Here is a 15,312-nt window from a genome sequence, read left to right as displayed (position 1 = left end):
AGGGAGTCCAATCGTGAAAATTTCAAAGATTAAAGTATATAAAGTAAAACCCCGCTGGATATTTATCAAGGTCAGCACAGACGAAGGGATCGATGGCTGGGGCGAAATGATCTCGGGAACTAAGACGGAAACAGTGGTTGCTGGAGCTTATGAAATCGGCAATCGGTTGATTGGGAGAAATCCCTTTGAAATTGAACGCCTATTTCAAGAAATGCACCGTTCCTTTTTCCGCGGCGGTCCCATCAATGGCACGATTGTTTCGGGCATCGAGATGGCGCTATGGGATATCAAAGGAAAAGCCTTTGGTGTCCCTGTCTATGAACTGCTAGGCGGAGCTGCTCGGGATAATATCAAAGTGTACTCTTGGATTGGCGGCGATCGCCCCAATGAAGTGCTGGAGCAAGCACAGGATCGTTTTGATCGCGGATTTACTGCGATCAAGATGAATGCGACTTCGGAGCTGCACTATATTGATTCTTATGAAAAGGTCGAAGAAGTCGTCGAACGGGTTGCATCGATTCATGATCATTTCGGCAGCAAACTATCGGTCGGAGTCGACTTCCATGGGCGTGTACACAAACCGATGGCGAAGGTGTTGGCAAAAGCACTCGAGCCTTATCATCCAATGTTCTTAGAGGAAGTGGTCTTGCCTGAAAATGAAGAACACTTTAAAGAGGTAGCGAATGCTGTTGCCGTACCTTTGGCAACTGGCGAACGTTTATACACTCGTTGGCAATTCAAAAACATTTTCAATCAAGGTGCGATCGATGTAATTCAGCCGGATGTGGCCTTATGTGGAGGAATTCTTGAAACGAAGAAAATCGCGGCGATGGCAGAAGCCTATGACATCGCGGTTGCGCCACATGCGCCGTATGGGCCAATCGCACTGGCGGCAACGCTGCAGGTAGATTCCTGTACACCGAATGTGTTCATTCAGGAACAAAGCTTGGGAATTCATTACAACAAAGGCTTTGACCTGTTAGATTTCGTGAAGAATAAGGAAGTTTTCCAATATAAGGATGGCTATGTCGACCTGCCAGATAAGCCCGGCTTAGGACTTGAAATGGACGAAGAGAAGATTGAAGAGATCGCCCAAGAAGGATTGGTTTGGACGAATCCTCAATGGAAGAATTACGACGGAACGATAGCGGAATGGTAAAGGAAAGGTGATCAAGGATGGCAGAGGCGCTAATAATTGCTGGTTTCTTATTCTTATTGATAATTCTTCAATATAAGGAACAAAGAAAGATCGTACTGGCTGCTAAGAGTAATTGGATGAAAAAACTGATCACTGTTGGTTTAGCTGCTTTATTATTGACTATTTTTTGGTCAAATCATCTGGCAGATCAGATAAAATTAGTTGTTTTTGCCATTCTGATCCTACTCTTCGGCTTCATGAAGGAAGGCTTCAGCAAGGACCACTTGATCAAGCTTGGTGTTTTAGAAGGCGACTTTCACGCGTTCAAAAAGATCCAAATCGAAGAGCTGTCGAACCGGACGCAATTTGTTTCCTTCTACAAGAACAAAAACAATCGATTATCCCTGGTTTTTGACGCTACACAAGAAGAATTGATTGCCTATTTTGAAAAGAATGATTTACATGATCGGATCGTTATCGGGGAGGAGAATGAATGATTTACTTGGCACGGCACGGCCAAACGCAATGGAACATTGAAAAAAGAATTTGCGGACGTGCGGATGTTCCTTTGACAGAAGAAGGCTGTAAGCAAGCTTTATTGTTAGCTGAACAGGCCAAAGTACTAACGCAGCCTATCACTCAGATAATTTGTTCGCCCTTGATTCGAGCGAAGGAAACGGCTCAAATTGTCGCAAAGCAGCTGGGTTTGCCGATTACAGTGGAGGAACGGTTGATGGAAATGGACTTTGGTGTATACGATGGTCTGCCTATCCAAACAAAAGAGTTCCAAAACAGCAGAAATGAGTTTTCGCTGCCTTTTGAACAGGGCGAATCTATTTTAGATGTTGCCGGCAGAATCTATCCCTTGTTAACAGAATTAATCAGTCAAGAAAATGAAACACCATTATTGGTCAGTCACAATGCGGTAAGCCGGGTAGTGGATAACTATTTTAATGGAAAGCGCATGTCGGAATTTTTGAATTTCAATATTGAAAACACGGAATTAGTCTCCTATAGAAAAACTAAATAGTTTATGAAAGTACCTATTTCTTAGAGAGAAATAGGTACTTTTTTATCGACGTAAGCGAGAATCGCGTCAACCGCCTTTTTATACCCACCGGCATTAAGGAAAGATTGCTTGATGACCTTCAAATTGTTTAAATATTCAGGTTCGACCTGTACTTTTTCCACAGCGGCGTTTAATTCTGCGTTATCCACATGTTGATAATCTAAACGAATACTTGCCTTCAACTCGACGATGCGATCAGCAAGGGCGGGTTGATCGGAGCCCATCGGTAATGAGACAAAGGGGACTTCATTTAGGATCAGATCATTCATGCTGTTCAATCCGTTGTGGGTAATGGCGACATCGGCATATTTCAAGACTTCATTTTGCGGAATGTAGTCTTGCACGATAAAGTTTTCAGGGACAGTCAAGTCATCCAAACCAACCTGATGCGCCGCCATTACAACGAGATATTCAGAGTCTCCGAAGGCTTCGAAAACTTTTTGATATAGATCTTTCGCAAAGTCGCCAAAAATCGTACCAAAGGATACATATAAGACGTTTTTTGCTGATTTTAAACGTTCAATTGGAAAATCAGCCGTGTCTTCAAGTCGTTGATAGATATCCGCGCCAACTAAAACATATTTCTCATCAAAGAACCCTCGGTCACTTTCAGGCAGGAAGTATTCAGAAGTAAAGACGATATTCAAGGGCTCCACATTAAAGATCAAATCGAAAAAGCGAGGAGGCATCTGAACCGAAAGGGCCTGCTCGATTTTTTTGGCTTCTATCAGATAAGCGTCATTCATCGCCTTGAACTTTCCGACTAAAGGTGTTTTGTCTGGCTGCATAAAATCCTGCATTCCCATAAAGACGGCTAACATCGAAATCGCAGGCAAGTGCAAGTATTCCGCGATTTGTTTACTGAAGGGCATGGCAATGGAGTGGATGACGGCATCGAAGGATTCACCTTCGATTTGCCGCAGGATGTCTTGCATGACATCTAACCCGTGATCCAACAGCACATCAAAACCTTTTTTAAAAATGTTCAAATCATAGTGATAAGGTCGATAAACAGCTCCAGCGGCTTCGATCTTTTCCCGGAATTCTTCATTTGAAAAATAAACAACTTCAACACCTCGGTCGCTTAGTTCCTTGACTAAACCCAGTGAGGGATTGATGTGTCCATGAGTGGTTACATTTAGAAATAAAACTTTTGTCATAAGTGTTCGCTTCTTTCATCGCTTTTATTAAGGGTACCTTACGATTCGGTATAATACGGTACCCTGATTAAATAGTCAAGAAAAAAAGTTTCCAGAAATCGGAAACTTAACGATACACCAAATTAGTAAAGGGCAATCTTTTGCCAAGCAAGACACCCAGATACCCCGCTGCCACGGCTTTGATCAAGCCTGGCAGAATGAAAGGGATCATTCCGGCTGAAAAGGCGGCATTCCAAGGCAAGCTGCCGCTGAATTTTAACCACAGAGAGCCAAAGAACAACGTGATGAAGGCACCGATCACATTGGCGAGGATCGACCAAAAATAGTTGAACCGAGCTTTTTCGATGATCAACCCAATGAAGTAGGCTTGGAAAATAAATCCGACTAAGAAGCCGCCTGTTGGTCCAAAGTAATGGGAGATTCCCGCCGAACCACCAGCTAGAACGGGTAAACCGATCATGCCCATCAACAGATAGATCGCCACGGCGATGGTTCCGGTCTTTTTGCCTAAGATGGTCACGACGAACCCAACAGCAAAGGTTTGCAGGGTCAACGGGATCGGACCAAAGGGAATGGTGAACTGGGATAAAATACTAATTACTGCCGCAAATAAACCGGCTAAAACAATTTCTCGACTGCTTAATTTCATAGACTCACTCTTTCGTTAACTTAATTATTTGTTTTGGTTAACGAAAGTATAATGGATGGTTAACGAGATGTAAAGAAAAAATTTTAAAGTTTTTCGGTACTTAGTAGAACAAAGTAGTTGACAATTCCAGTACTTAGTTATACATTATACTTGTACTTAATAATACTTAGTACAGAAGGAGCGAGTATCATGGGAAATGCAATTGAAGTGGTGGATCTGGAAAAATCTTTTTCTGATCACAAGGTAATCGACGGTATAAATTTTAATGTAGCTTCTGGGAATATTTTTGCATTGTTGGGAACGAATGGTTCGGGGAAAACAACGACAGTCAAAATGATGACAACACTATTGAAGCCTGATAAGGGTGAAATTAAGATAGATGGTTTAGATGTGCTAACACAAATAGGCGAGGTTCAAAGCGAGTTCAGCTTGACGGGACAATTCGCGGCGGTGGATGAAGTCTTAACCGGACGAGAAAACTTAGTGCTTATCGCGAAGCTGCGGCACTTGACTGATTATAAGCAAAAAGTCGATGAATTATTAACGGAGTTTGATTTGCAGGAAGCGGCAGATCGCCCGACACAAACTTACTCCGGCGGGATGCGGAGAAAACTAGATTTAGCTATGAGCTTGATCGGCGCACCAAGAATTCTCTTTTTAGATGAACCGACGACAGGACTTGATCCACAGGCGCGGGCGACTCTGTGGCAAATGATCCGCAGCTTGAAAAAAGCCGGGGTCACGATTTTCTTAACGACCCAGTATTTGGAGGAAGCCGAACAGCTCGCAGACACGGTGGCAATCTTAAATCGCGGCAAGATCGCGCTGCAAGGAACGGTGGCAGAGGTGAAGAAACATTTGCCGAAAGAAACGCTGGAGCTGACTTTCGCGGATGAAGAAACTTTAGCACGAGCAGCCGAACTGGTAGGCGGAAAGGTCAATCATGAAGAACTATCGCTAGTCGTCACGACCAACAATGAAGTGGCACGAATCACCGCTGTTTTAGCACAGCTGCAGGAAGCAAATATCACTATTTTAACATTCACACAAAAACAATCCACATTAGACGATGTCTTTTTCTACATTGTGGGGGATCAAGGAGAGGGAGAAAAATGAATGTACTGACAGATACGATGACCCTGACTGGCCGGATGATGAAGCATATGACGCGAAGCATCGATACTGTGATCACGGTCGTGTTGATGCCGATCATGTTGATGCTGGCGTTTATCTATATTTTTGGCGGAGCGATGACGATTCCGCAAGAGACGTATAAAGGGTTTATTGTGCCGGCAATTTTACTGTTTACGATCGCCAGCGGGGTTGGTTATACCTCGTTTCGCTTGAAAGGCGATATTCAAAATGGCATTTTCGAACGGTTTCATTCGATGCCTGTCGCAAAATCGGCGATTCTTAACAGTCATGTGATGACGAGTGTTGTGTTTAATACAGTTTCGGCGTTGATTGTTTTATTGGTAAGTTTTTTGATTGGTTTTCGTCCGAAGGCAGATGATTTGGAATGGCTGGTGGCATTCGTGCTGCTATTGGTGGTTACGTATGCGTTGTCATTGATTGCCGTGATTTTCGGTTTGGTAGCCAAGAGTATGGAAGGTGCGAGTGTTCTTTCCTACTTATTGATCGGTTTATTATTTATCAGCTCCGGCTTCGTGCCAACGGATACTTTGCCGAAAGTATTGCGGGGATTTGCGGATTATCAACCGATGACACCGATCATTAATTCATTGCGTTCGATCTTGATGAATGGGACGATTCCATCTGATATTTGGGTCGCTTTTGCCTGGGGGATTGGCGCAATCGTGGTTTTCCAAGTATTATCAATGTATATCTATCGAAAAAAATTGCGGTAGACAGCGAACTGGGGAGGATGGTCAAGATGGAAGGCATTACCGGAATGCTGAAGGGTGTGCTGGAGGGGATGATCTTGGAGATCATTAATCAGCATGAAACCTACGGCTATGAAATCACGAATAATTTACAAGCGCATGGCTTTGACGATATTGTGGAGGGCACAGTTTATACCGTCTTATTACGGTTAGAAAAAAAGAATCTGGTGACCGTCACGAAAAAGAAATCATCATTAGGTCCGATGCGGAAGTTTTATACCTTGAATGAGGCAGGCAGAGAGGAATTGGCGTTGTTTTGGCAACGTTGGGCATTTATTTCTGGACAAATCGATAAATTAAAGGAGAGTCAGAACGATGAGTGATAAAAATGTATTTGGCTATTTCAAAAGGGTCTATACAGACAAAGCAGAATATAGGAAGCAGATGGCGGGACTAAAAAAATTACCTCGTGACTATCAAGTGGTTTATAAAGAAATCCAAAACTTTTTATGGGAATTCACAGCGGGGGATGGCATGGATATGCTAACGCCAATGTATGAACTGCTGGCCTTTTTCGAAGAAGGAGCTAACAATAATGTTCCTGTATTGGAATTAGTTGGCGAGGATGTTGGCGAATTCGCGGAAAACATGCTCCACGAGATCCAAGCGAAAACTCGGATCAATGAATTAAAACGAAAGATGAATGAGCGGGTCGCAAAAGAAATTAATAAGGAAGAGTAATAGAGAGCATTGTCAGGAAATTAGCTGGCAATGCTTTTAGTTTTTTTACAACCATTAAAAAAACGTTCTTCGGTCTAAAGTTGTAGTGAGACTTTGTACTTTCGTTGGAAGCCGTTCCCTTTACTTTCCTCTAAAATTTATAGAGTAAACAAGTGAAAGAATTCTATAAAGGGAAGGAATGGCGTTAAAAATGAAAAAAATTCTTATTGGTATCGGAGTGTTGGTGGTTGCGGGGGCTGGTTTTTTTCTCTATCAAAACACCCAAGCAAATGCGAAAGATGATACCTCAGTGGAGATGTACCAAGTCAGCAAGCAAACGCCGCTGCATTTAAAGGGACAGGTCCAATCTACGAAAAAACAAACGGTTCTAGTGAATGCGGAAAAAGGACCGGTTCAAACGATTCACGTTAGCGAAGGGGATCATGTGACGAAGGATCAGATTTTAGTGACCTATCGCTGGGGTGAAGTGATTCGCGCGGCGAATGATTCAGTTGTGACATCGATGAATGAAGACGCGAAGAATGATCCGCAGCAGGCCTTGATGGTCTTGAAGAGCGAAGAATCAGCCATCAAAGGAACGGTGACAGAATATGATCGTTCGAAGGTCGCTTTGAATGAACCGATCGAGATCAAGTATGCGAACAATGAAAAAACCGTTAAAGGAAAAATCATTTCATTAGCAGAAATGAACAATGAACCAACAAAAGAGGACACGAATAGCTTAGTAACCTACAATTATACGGCGGTTCCCGATGAAGCGATTCCTGTGGGCTATTCCGTTGAATTGCTGATTCCTCGCAATGAAATTCATTTGCCGCTTAAGAGTGTAGTGGAAAAAGACGACGAACAAGCTGTTTATACGGTCGCTAAAGGGAAAGCGAAAAAACAGGCAGTAACTGTTGAAAAAGGCAATGGCTACTACTTTTTGCGTGAAGGCTTGAATGAACACGACAAAATTATCAAAGATGCAAAAGGCATCAAGGATGGGATGGATGTGACCGTTGAATGATTGTGATGGAAAATATCAACAAATTATACACAGCCGATCAGGAGCGCATCCATGTCTTGAAGGACATCAGTCTGACCATCGATGAGCACGAATTTGTCGCGGTGATGGGTCCGTCTGGCTCGGGAAAATCGACTCTGATCAATACCATTAGTTTTCTGGATGGGGATTTTGAAGGAACGTATCGCTTTGAAGGGGAGGACGCTTATCGTTTTAATGATGAAAAGCTTTCCGCTTTACGCAATAAATCGGTGGGCTTTGTCTTCCAAGCCTTCCAGCTGATCGATAACAATACGGTGATGGAAAATGTGGCGCTGCCGTTGCTATATGGCGGGATGAAGCAGAAGCAAACCAAGCCGCTAGTGATGGAAGCTCTACGAAAGGTCGGCATCGCTGATAAATACAATAAACTGCCGAAGCAGCTTTCCGGTGGTCAGCAGCAGCGGGTAGCGATCGCTCGGGCAATCGTTGGCAATCCGAAATTTATCGTAGCCGATGAACCAACGGGGGCGCTAGACAGTCATACTTCTGAAGAAATCATGCAATTATTTAAGCGTTTGAATGAAGAAGAAAAGGTCACGATCCTGATGGTGACCCATGACCCTGATGCAGCAGCCTATTGTCGGCGGATCATCACCGTAAAAGATGGTGAGATCTTGGAAGAAGGTGTTGCCCATGCGGTTTAGCGAAGTATGGAAAACCTCCTTCAGGGCAATCGGGAAAAATAAACGCCGCAGCTTTTTGACCATGATCGGACTGATTATCGGGGTATCTGCGGTAATCACCGTTTTTTCAATTGGTCGTGCGTTTGAAAATTATGCGTCGGAATTTATCGGCTTGGATCAGTTTGACGGAAGCGTCGGGTATACCTATACACCGAAAAATGGGGACTTCTATGAGAATGGATTAGATGCGTTTACTGAAGAGGATATCAGTAAGATCGAGAGCATCCCTGGGGTTCAATCGGTGAGCTATTATGACAATTCCCGCAATGGCATCAAGTACGCGGATCAAACCTTTGATGATGTTGGGAATGATGGCCGTTGGAATTGTTTCAAATTGTTGAAAAACACAGGCAGCGAGGTCCTTCATGGGCGGTCCATCCAACCGAGTGACTACTACAATGAGAATCCTGTTGTAGTGATCGATCAAACGGCGGCTAAAGCAATCAAAAAAGAGGAGCCGGCCTCGTTAATTGGTCAAAGTATTAAAATTGGCGGTCATTTATTTGAGGTTGTCGGGATTATGAAGGATCGCAATGGCGGCACGATTGTTTCGACGCAAGAGGATTATGTAGTTGCCGAATTACCGGAAAATGTCTTCGAAAATTATTTCAATTCGGAAGATCGCAACATGATTCAAGTGAAAATGACCCAAACCGCGAATGTAAAAAGCATTTCAAAGGAAGCGGAAGACACCTTAAAAAAATATGGCACATGGAAAGAGCTGGGAAGCTATAAGACGGAGGACTTGGCAGGTCAAGTGGATCAATTACGCATGCTGTTAACCAGCATCACGCTTCTAATCTCAGTGATTGGCGGGATCTCACTCTTCATCTCAGGGATCGGTGTGATGAACATGATCTACATCTCTGTTTCAGAACGTACCAAAGAAATCGGTGTCCGCCGAGCAATGGGTGGCACAAAAGGCAATATCATGATGCAATTCTTGCTGGAAGGGATCTCGTTGACTTTAGTTGGCGGAACGATCGGCTATCTAATCGCGATGCTGCTAGGCTTTGCCATCAGTATGTTTACGCCGTTGTCAGTGCGACCAGATCTGTTCACGGTGACGTTGGCCTTTGGCTTATCAGTTGTGATCGGTATCGTCTTTAGCTGGCTGCCGGCTAAGAGTGCAGCGAAGAAGGACATCGTCTCCTTGCTGCGATAAATAGAATTAAAAATCATCGCCCGTAAACAGTTAGTTTACGGGCGATTTTCTCGTTCATTTTATAAATACAGATGCATTGGGTAAGTCATGTAATCCGGTCCCGCAACTTTTTCCGCGGTAATGAAACCAGCAGGTGCTTTGATGACGGATGGGATACGATTCACCATCGTCGCACAGGTATGCGCGACAGTATCTGGTTTATCTAGTGAGAAGACCATATCCGGTTCGCCGGTGATCTCCCAATCACACATATCGCCATCGGTTTCGCGATACACTTTTCCGATACATTCCACTTCCAGCTCGATGCCTTGATGGGTTTTGATCGACGTCACAGCCGACATGCCGATCGCATCACCAGCCTTGATGGTCGCACCCAATGTTTCGGAATAGACATCTTCGTCCAGCGTAAAAGGTACACTCTTTTGAGAAATGCTTTGGATCGTCCAGTTCATTTTTGAACAAATCGCTTCGCCGGCATTCCACATATAGGATGGCAGGCTTTCTGCTTGGGCGATTTCTTTGTCGAAACGTTCGAGATCGTAGCCGGCACCATGGGCTTCAGCCAATGCCAAGCCGTAATCCTCCACGTTGTAGCTGACGGCTCCTTTGACCTTCTTGATGTCATTCATTCCAGCCATCATTAGGCTAGGCATGTTGATCCAATAAATATCCTGCATGCCGGCACCCATGATCGTCACACCATTATCTTTCGCCAATTTATCCAGCTTGTTGGTTTCGGCTGGGGAGGTATTCCATGGATAGATCGCTTCTTCACAAGTGGTGATCACATTGACCTTATTTTTCAAACACAATTCATAAAATTCGTACATTTCCGGCATGTAGCTAAAGATCGTCACTAAGGCAACATCTGCATCACAATTGTCAAAAACTTCCTGCGCATTATCCGAAATCTTGATTCCTGTAGCATACCCTAACTCCGCGAACTCACCAATATCTTTTCCAACAACCTCAGGGTTTGTATCAATCGCACCAACAATTTCAGCCCCATGTTTGTACAGATAATTGATGATTACCTTTGCCATCTTGCCACACCCAAACTGAACAACTTTGATCTTTTGTAAACCCATTGAAATGTCCTCCTTATATAATTGTGTTTTATTTCACAATAATAGTATAATGTCTATAGTAACTATAGAGTCAAGGGAGAGTTTTAGAAATGTTTGCGAAAATGAAGATCGGGCACTTTGCGAAGTACAATAATATTTCTGTTCAAACCCTGCGCTACTATGAACAGAGCGATTTACTGCATCCAGCCTACATCGATGAGGAGAGTAATTACCGCTATTATCATATCAATCAATCGGCGGCTGTGGATAATATCCAATTTTTGAAGCAGTTCAATTTTTCGTTGGAGGAGATCAAGCATATCATGAATGATACAGAGGGCTTGGCAGAGCTCAGCCATACGGTCGAGCGGAAGAAAGAGGAGCTCTTAGAACAGCGGGCCGCTTTGGATCAGCAGCTTGAAGATATTGATTCATTTCAAGAGGGAGCGCTGATCTTTCAGGAAAAGAAAAACCAAACCGAGATCGAAGTGGCTCATTTTCCAGCTCGTCCGATCTTGACCTATCCCATCGACAAAAATATTTATGAGATGTCAGGTGAGGAATATGAATATTACTTACGTGCATTCAAGAATCATGTGAGTCAATTAAAAATGCCGATCGGCCGCTTTAATCGAGTAGGTTCGATTATGTCTAAGAAGCAATTTTTAGCAGAAGACTTTGTCTCGCAGGAGCTGTTCATTTTTACGCCAAGTCATTTTGATCATAAGGAAAGCCTGAAGAGCGGGTTGTACGCGACCTTTTATTGTCATTCCTTCAAGGAGGAGCTGCCGGCTTTGAGTCAGTTCAAAGCGGCGCTTCAGCAGGAAAAGTATCAAATCGTGGGCGACTATGTTTGCGAAGTCGTCTATGAAAAAAATAAAACCGATGCCATGAATCGAAGGATGTTTATTCGGATGCAGATCCCAGTCAAGAAACGAGTAGAAAATTTATGGAAATAAATACAGTCTGCGGCTGTATTTTTTTTGTTATTTTGATAGTTATTTAAAACCGTTTAATAGTCAGTTTTATACTGTAATCGTTGTGTTTTATTCATTTTTTTAAAAATATAACGTCGAAAGGGTAGAAAAATGCTAGTAACGGGCTAGCTTTTTTCTTAACTGAGAGTTATTTTTTAATTATAAAGTTTGTAGCACGAGGAAATGAAAGCGTTATATGAGACGTATGTGTGTTTATATTACTACTGAAAAATGATTAGAGGAGTGGAAGAGGATGCAAATGAAGCGCTTGGAAAAACGGCAGCTGTTCAATATGCTGGGCAGTAATCTTGAAAAACGAATCATCAAATTTTACGGTGAGACCAAAGATGTCTCGACGGTCATTGAATATGTGGTCACGCTCTTGGTGCGGCAAGCGTTGACGTTGAACTTTTCTGATATTCCCTTTATCTGTCAGGATGTAATCAGAGAAATTTTTCTGAACGCAGCGCCCACTAATACGCTGCGTCGTTTTAGCGTGTTCTTTGAGGACTACTTCGACAAAAATGAGTGGAAAACAATTAGCGCTCGCCTGTATCGTGACAACAGTAACTTTCTTGCTGCTACTGAGGAAGCGCGTCTATATAAAGCGTATCTGAAGGAAAAGGACCCGACGAGAACCGATGAATTGGCGAATCATCAATTTATTCTCAAATCTGTTTTTATAGGAGCGAATGGGCGAAAACATACCTGGACGCTGAAGAATGCCCATCCAACGAAGAATCGCGAAGAAGTTGCGGGTGCTTTAAAAATCCTGACGATGCTAACAATATTCGAGACAAATGGCGTTCGAAAATTCTGTGAATTCGTTGATTTTCATCGCGACGCGTTCAAGCCGGATCTGCAATTTATTGAGGAAGAGGAACAAGCCAAGGCGGTTGAGGAGACTGTGAAAAAGAAACCGCCGAAACCGAAAAGCAGCAAGAAAGCCGCTGGCAAAAAGACTGAAAAGCAACCGAAAAACACTCCAATTGGAAATTACGAGGACATCAAAGATATCCCAATCAGAGATTTGATTGATAGGCAATTGGCTGATCAAAGTATTTCAAGCGGACGCGATCCGAATGAATTGGCTGGACAACCTTCAGGAACGCTTGAGACACCGCCCGATTCAACGAAGGAAAAGGATCCGCCCGATGATCAGCATTCGAGCGCCAAAAAGCAGAAAAAAGCTGGCAAACAGGAAATCAATCAGACTTCTGGAAAAAGCAAGGAACAGAGAGACAAGGAGAAGGATGAAAGAAAGCTTCGAAACAAAGTCGCGAAATACTTCAAGAAAAGGGGAAAATAAGAAAATGAATGTGGAAGCAGTATTTACCAATGGCGTGGGGCAAACCCATAGCTGGAGTTTCAACAATAGTGAGGAGCAATCGAATAAAAGTATTCATCAAGCGTTAGAGAGTTTGACGACGGCCAAGCTTTTTGATGAAACGGGGATCGAAATCTTCAAAACGCTGGAAGCGGCTTATGCTGTCAAAAGGACGGAGACAGTACTCTTTGGCGACCCATTCGAAGCGTATCCTGAGGAAGACGAAGAAGACAAGATCATCCAATCCTTCGAACGGCTTTTACCACAAGAGGCCCCGCGCCTGTTAACAGAAAAAGTTGATTTTCTAATGAAGCAATGGCCAGCTGGGTATTATTTGAAAGGATTTCAATTTGTGTCCTTGTGGGACCCGGAGGATGAAGAAGAGGAGCCCAAGGTTATTTTGCGATTGATGAATGACCTGTTGTAAAACCATAAAGCGTTTTATATACTTTTACTAAGGGGCAAAACGGAGAAAGAGGGGAGGGAGTATTTTGAATTTTCATCAGTGATCGTGTGTAACACTCTGCCTTAGAGTCTCTAAGAATGTGAATTTGAAATTCTCCTCCCCAACGGACCTTCTTTTGCCATGGATAGAATCCATTCATTGAGGGAAATCGTTTGGGAACATACGAGGGTATGTTTCTTTGGTGTGGGGTCAATTGAACGGGCTACGCAAAAAAGAGGGAGAGTCCTGGGCTTCGATAGAAAATCGAAGTAAAAACGACAAATGAATGGAGAAAAGAATGAAAAAAACAATTATTGGATTGTTGGCATTAGTTACCTTGGGATTAGCAGGCTGCGGCGGCGGTGGGAATGAAGCCGATACAGCCAAATCTGAGAAAAAAGAAGCGTCAGGTTTTACCGGCGAGTACATCGTGGATGCCGATTATGTAAAGAAAAACCTGGATGATATCATTTTGATCGATGCGCGTGGCGAGGAAGAAGCCAACAAAGGTACGATCAAGGGCGCGACTGCCATCGGTTGGCAAAATCTTGCTTCAGTCGAAGAAGGGGCTTCCGGCGATGAGAAGTGGGGCCTGATTCTGGAACCAGCTGAGCTAGGCAAACGCTTAGGCGAAAAAGGGATCGCGAAGGACAAAGAAGTCGTACTATTTGCTGGCGCGCAAAAAGGCTGGGGCGATGATGGACGGATCGCTTGGGAATTAGTAGCGGCCGGCTACAAAGAGGTCAAAATAGTCGACGGCGGATTTGCGGCACTGAAGAAGACTGGACTTAAAACGGCAGTTGAAAGTACAAAGTTGGATCCTGTCGATGTCAAGATCGACTCGATTGATCAGAAGCATATCATTCGCACAGAAGAATTGAAGAAGGATTACGATGACTACAAAGTCGTGGATGTTCGAGAAGATAAGGAATACAAAGGTGAAGTTCTATACGGCGAAGCCAAAGGCGGACATTTGCCAGATGCGATCCAGATTAAGTTCACGGATCTCTTCAAAAAAGACGGCAAGCTGAAGAGCAAAGAAGAGTTGACGAAGCTGTTTGAAGATGCAGGGTTGAAAAAAGACGACAAGATCGTGACTTATTGTACTGCGGGGATTCGTTCAGCTTATATGGAATTAGTCATGGAGATGTGCGGCTTCAAGCAGGTGAAGAATTACGATGGTTCGTACTATCGCTGGGCAAAAGTCGAGGATGTTGAAAAATAATGGATAAGAAAAGTAAACGAAAGTTCGCTCGAATCCTCTTGGTTCTAGTCATTTTACTAGCTGTAGTTGGTTTTTACTTTGTTCCGGGAGTTCGCTCGAAAATGACGCAAATTTTGATGCTGTTTCGTTCCATGAGTGTCGAGAGTATCGTGGGGTACTTGCGCTCCTTTGGCGTCTGGGCGGTAGTGATCTCATTTTTACTGATGATGTTCCAATCGATCATCGCGCCATTGCCGGCCTTTTTGATCACCTTTGCCAACGCAGCGGTCTTCGGCTGGTGGCAGGGCGCATTGCTTTCATGGACGAGTGCGATGGCGGGAGCACTGGTATGTTTTTATATCGCGCGGATCGCGGGACGTGATCTCGTTGAGAAAATGAATAAAAACTTTTCGTTAGAGAAACTAGATGAATATTTTGATCGTTATGGTAAACATACGATCTTGATTTGTCGTTTGCTGCCGTTTATCTCTTTTGATTTTATCAGCTATGCGGCTGGCTTGACGGCGATCAAGCCGATCCCGTTCTTGATTGCGACAGGTATCGGGCAGCTGCCGGCCACCGTCGTTTACTCTTATGTCGGCAGTAATCTGACCGGCAGTACGAAAACAATTCTTTTCGGATTGTTGAGCATGTTCGCGTTGTTTATCGCGGTTTATGTCTTTAAGCAGATCTATCAAAGCAGACAGGCGAAGACGAATAAATAATTCAATCAAAAAATAGCCTGCACAAATTAGTTTGTGCAGGTTATTTGCGCGTTACTTCAATCGATCTAAA

Annotated in this window: 18 protein-coding genes; 15 read left to right on the top strand and 3 right to left on the bottom strand. The window is 43.6% G+C overall.

The window, feature by feature from the left end; translation table 11 throughout:
• The first annotated feature begins 13 nt into the window (after positions 1-13).
• The 3 genes from dgoD to AC4J95_RS17205 are packed head-to-tail and all read left to right on the top strand — an operon-like array spanning position 14 to position 2,168.
• On the top strand, positions 14-1,159 hold the full coding sequence (dgoD, locus tag AC4J95_RS17215; protein WP_494550923.1) for a galactonate dehydratase: 1,146 nt from the start codon (positions 14-16) through the stop codon (positions 1,157-1,159).
• Between the two features lie 17 nt (positions 1,160-1,176).
• The gene (locus tag AC4J95_RS17210) at positions 1,177-1,635 is read left to right on the top strand and encodes a hypothetical protein (protein ID WP_316402403.1); all 459 of its coding nucleotides are present in this window, start codon (positions 1,177-1,179) and stop codon (positions 1,633-1,635) included.
• On the top strand, positions 1,632-2,168 hold the full coding sequence (locus AC4J95_RS17205) for a histidine phosphatase family protein (protein WP_316402402.1): 537 nt from the start codon (positions 1,632-1,634) through the stop codon (positions 2,166-2,168). Before AC4J95_RS17210 ends, AC4J95_RS17205 begins: the two co-directional genes overlap by 4 nt.
• Before the next feature lie 20 nt (positions 2,169-2,188).
• Here AC4J95_RS17205 and AC4J95_RS17200 read toward each other — a convergent pair whose 3' ends face one another.
• Positions 2,189-3,367 (bottom strand): macrolide family glycosyltransferase, encoded by a 1,179-nt coding sequence (locus tag AC4J95_RS17200; RefSeq protein WP_494550922.1) that lies wholly within the window; start codon positions 3,365-3,367, stop codon positions 2,189-2,191.
• 106 nt (positions 3,368-3,473) lie between these two features.
• Positions 3,474-4,016, bottom strand: coding sequence for a biotin transporter BioY (locus AC4J95_RS17195; protein ID WP_316402399.1), 543 nt, complete (start codon positions 4,014-4,016; stop codon positions 3,474-3,476).
• A gap of 189 nt (positions 4,017-4,205) precedes the next feature.
• Between AC4J95_RS17195 and AC4J95_RS17190 the strand changes: the two genes are divergently transcribed.
• The 7 genes from AC4J95_RS17190 (at position 4,206) to AC4J95_RS17160 (ending at position 9,497) form a co-directional block, all read left to right on the top strand.
• Entirely contained in the window at positions 4,206-5,132 is a 927-nt protein-coding gene (locus AC4J95_RS17190; protein ID WP_316402398.1) for an ATP-binding cassette domain-containing protein, read from the top strand.
• Positions 5,129-5,884, top strand: coding sequence for an ABC transporter permease (locus tag AC4J95_RS17185; protein ID WP_494550921.1), 756 nt, complete (start codon positions 5,129-5,131; stop codon positions 5,882-5,884). Before AC4J95_RS17190 ends, AC4J95_RS17185 begins: the two co-directional genes overlap by 4 nt.
• A 26-nt stretch (positions 5,885-5,910) precedes the next feature.
• Complete coding sequence (locus tag AC4J95_RS17180; RefSeq protein ID WP_316402396.1) at positions 5,911-6,243, top strand: PadR family transcriptional regulator; 333 nt, start codon at positions 5,911-5,913, stop codon at positions 6,241-6,243.
• On the top strand, positions 6,236-6,601 hold the full coding sequence (locus AC4J95_RS17175) for a DUF1048 domain-containing protein (RefSeq protein WP_494550920.1): 366 nt from the start codon (positions 6,236-6,238) through the stop codon (positions 6,599-6,601). Before AC4J95_RS17180 ends, AC4J95_RS17175 begins: the two co-directional genes overlap by 8 nt.
• A 190-nt stretch (positions 6,602-6,791) precedes the next feature.
• Positions 6,792-7,610 carry an efflux RND transporter periplasmic adaptor subunit gene (locus AC4J95_RS17170; protein ID WP_494550919.1) on the top strand — a complete coding sequence of 273 codons (819 nt, stop codon included), beginning with the start codon at positions 6,792-6,794 and terminating at the stop codon, positions 7,608-7,610.
• On the top strand, positions 7,607-8,293 hold the full coding sequence (locus AC4J95_RS17165; RefSeq protein ID WP_316402386.1) for an ABC transporter ATP-binding protein: 687 nt from the start codon (positions 7,607-7,609) through the stop codon (positions 8,291-8,293). Before AC4J95_RS17170 ends, AC4J95_RS17165 begins: the two co-directional genes overlap by 4 nt.
• A complete protein-coding gene (locus AC4J95_RS17160; RefSeq protein ID WP_494550918.1) occupies positions 8,283-9,497 on the top strand; it encodes an ABC transporter permease in 1,215 nt (404 codons plus the stop codon). Before AC4J95_RS17165 ends, AC4J95_RS17160 begins: the two co-directional genes overlap by 11 nt.
• A gap of 59 nt (positions 9,498-9,556) precedes the next feature.
• Here the strand turns inward: AC4J95_RS17160 and AC4J95_RS17155 are convergent, their stop codons facing one another.
• The gene (locus AC4J95_RS17155; RefSeq protein WP_494550917.1) at positions 9,557-10,585 is read right to left on the bottom strand and encodes an NAD(P)H-dependent amine dehydrogenase family protein; all 1,029 of its coding nucleotides are present in this window, start codon (positions 10,583-10,585) and stop codon (positions 9,557-9,559) included.
• Positions 10,586-10,674: 89 nt separating this feature from the next.
• Here AC4J95_RS17155 and AC4J95_RS17150 point away from each other — a divergent pair, with 89 nt between their 5' ends.
• From AC4J95_RS17150 to AC4J95_RS17130, 5 genes are all read left to right on the top strand, one after another.
• Positions 10,675-11,523, top strand: a complete 849-nt coding sequence (locus AC4J95_RS17150) for a MerR family transcriptional regulator (protein ID WP_494550916.1) — start codon at positions 10,675-10,677, stop codon at positions 11,521-11,523.
• A gap of 271 nt (positions 11,524-11,794) precedes the next feature.
• Positions 11,795-12,850, top strand: a complete 1,056-nt coding sequence (locus AC4J95_RS17145) for a hypothetical protein (protein ID WP_494550915.1) — start codon at positions 11,795-11,797, stop codon at positions 12,848-12,850.
• 4 nt (positions 12,851-12,854) lie between these two features.
• Complete coding sequence (locus AC4J95_RS17140; protein WP_494550914.1) at positions 12,855-13,295, top strand: hypothetical protein; 441 nt, start codon at positions 12,855-12,857, stop codon at positions 13,293-13,295.
• A 316-nt stretch (positions 13,296-13,611) separates the two neighbouring features.
• Positions 13,612-14,538 (top strand): sulfurtransferase, encoded by a 927-nt coding sequence (locus AC4J95_RS17135; protein WP_494550913.1) that lies wholly within the window; start codon positions 13,612-13,614, stop codon positions 14,536-14,538.
• Positions 14,538-15,242: a TVP38/TMEM64 family protein gene (locus tag AC4J95_RS17130; protein WP_494550912.1), complete on the top strand. Its 705-nt coding sequence runs from the start codon at positions 14,538-14,540 to the stop codon at positions 15,240-15,242. The genes AC4J95_RS17135 and AC4J95_RS17130 overlap by 1 nt, the downstream gene beginning before the upstream one ends.
• Positions 15,243-15,312 lie beyond the last annotated feature (70 nt).

This window comes from Enterococcus sp. GPZ-007, from assembly GCF_059374735.1.
Note: the sequence above shows the minus strand (reverse complement) of the source record. Positions and strands in the feature narration are given on the sequence as shown.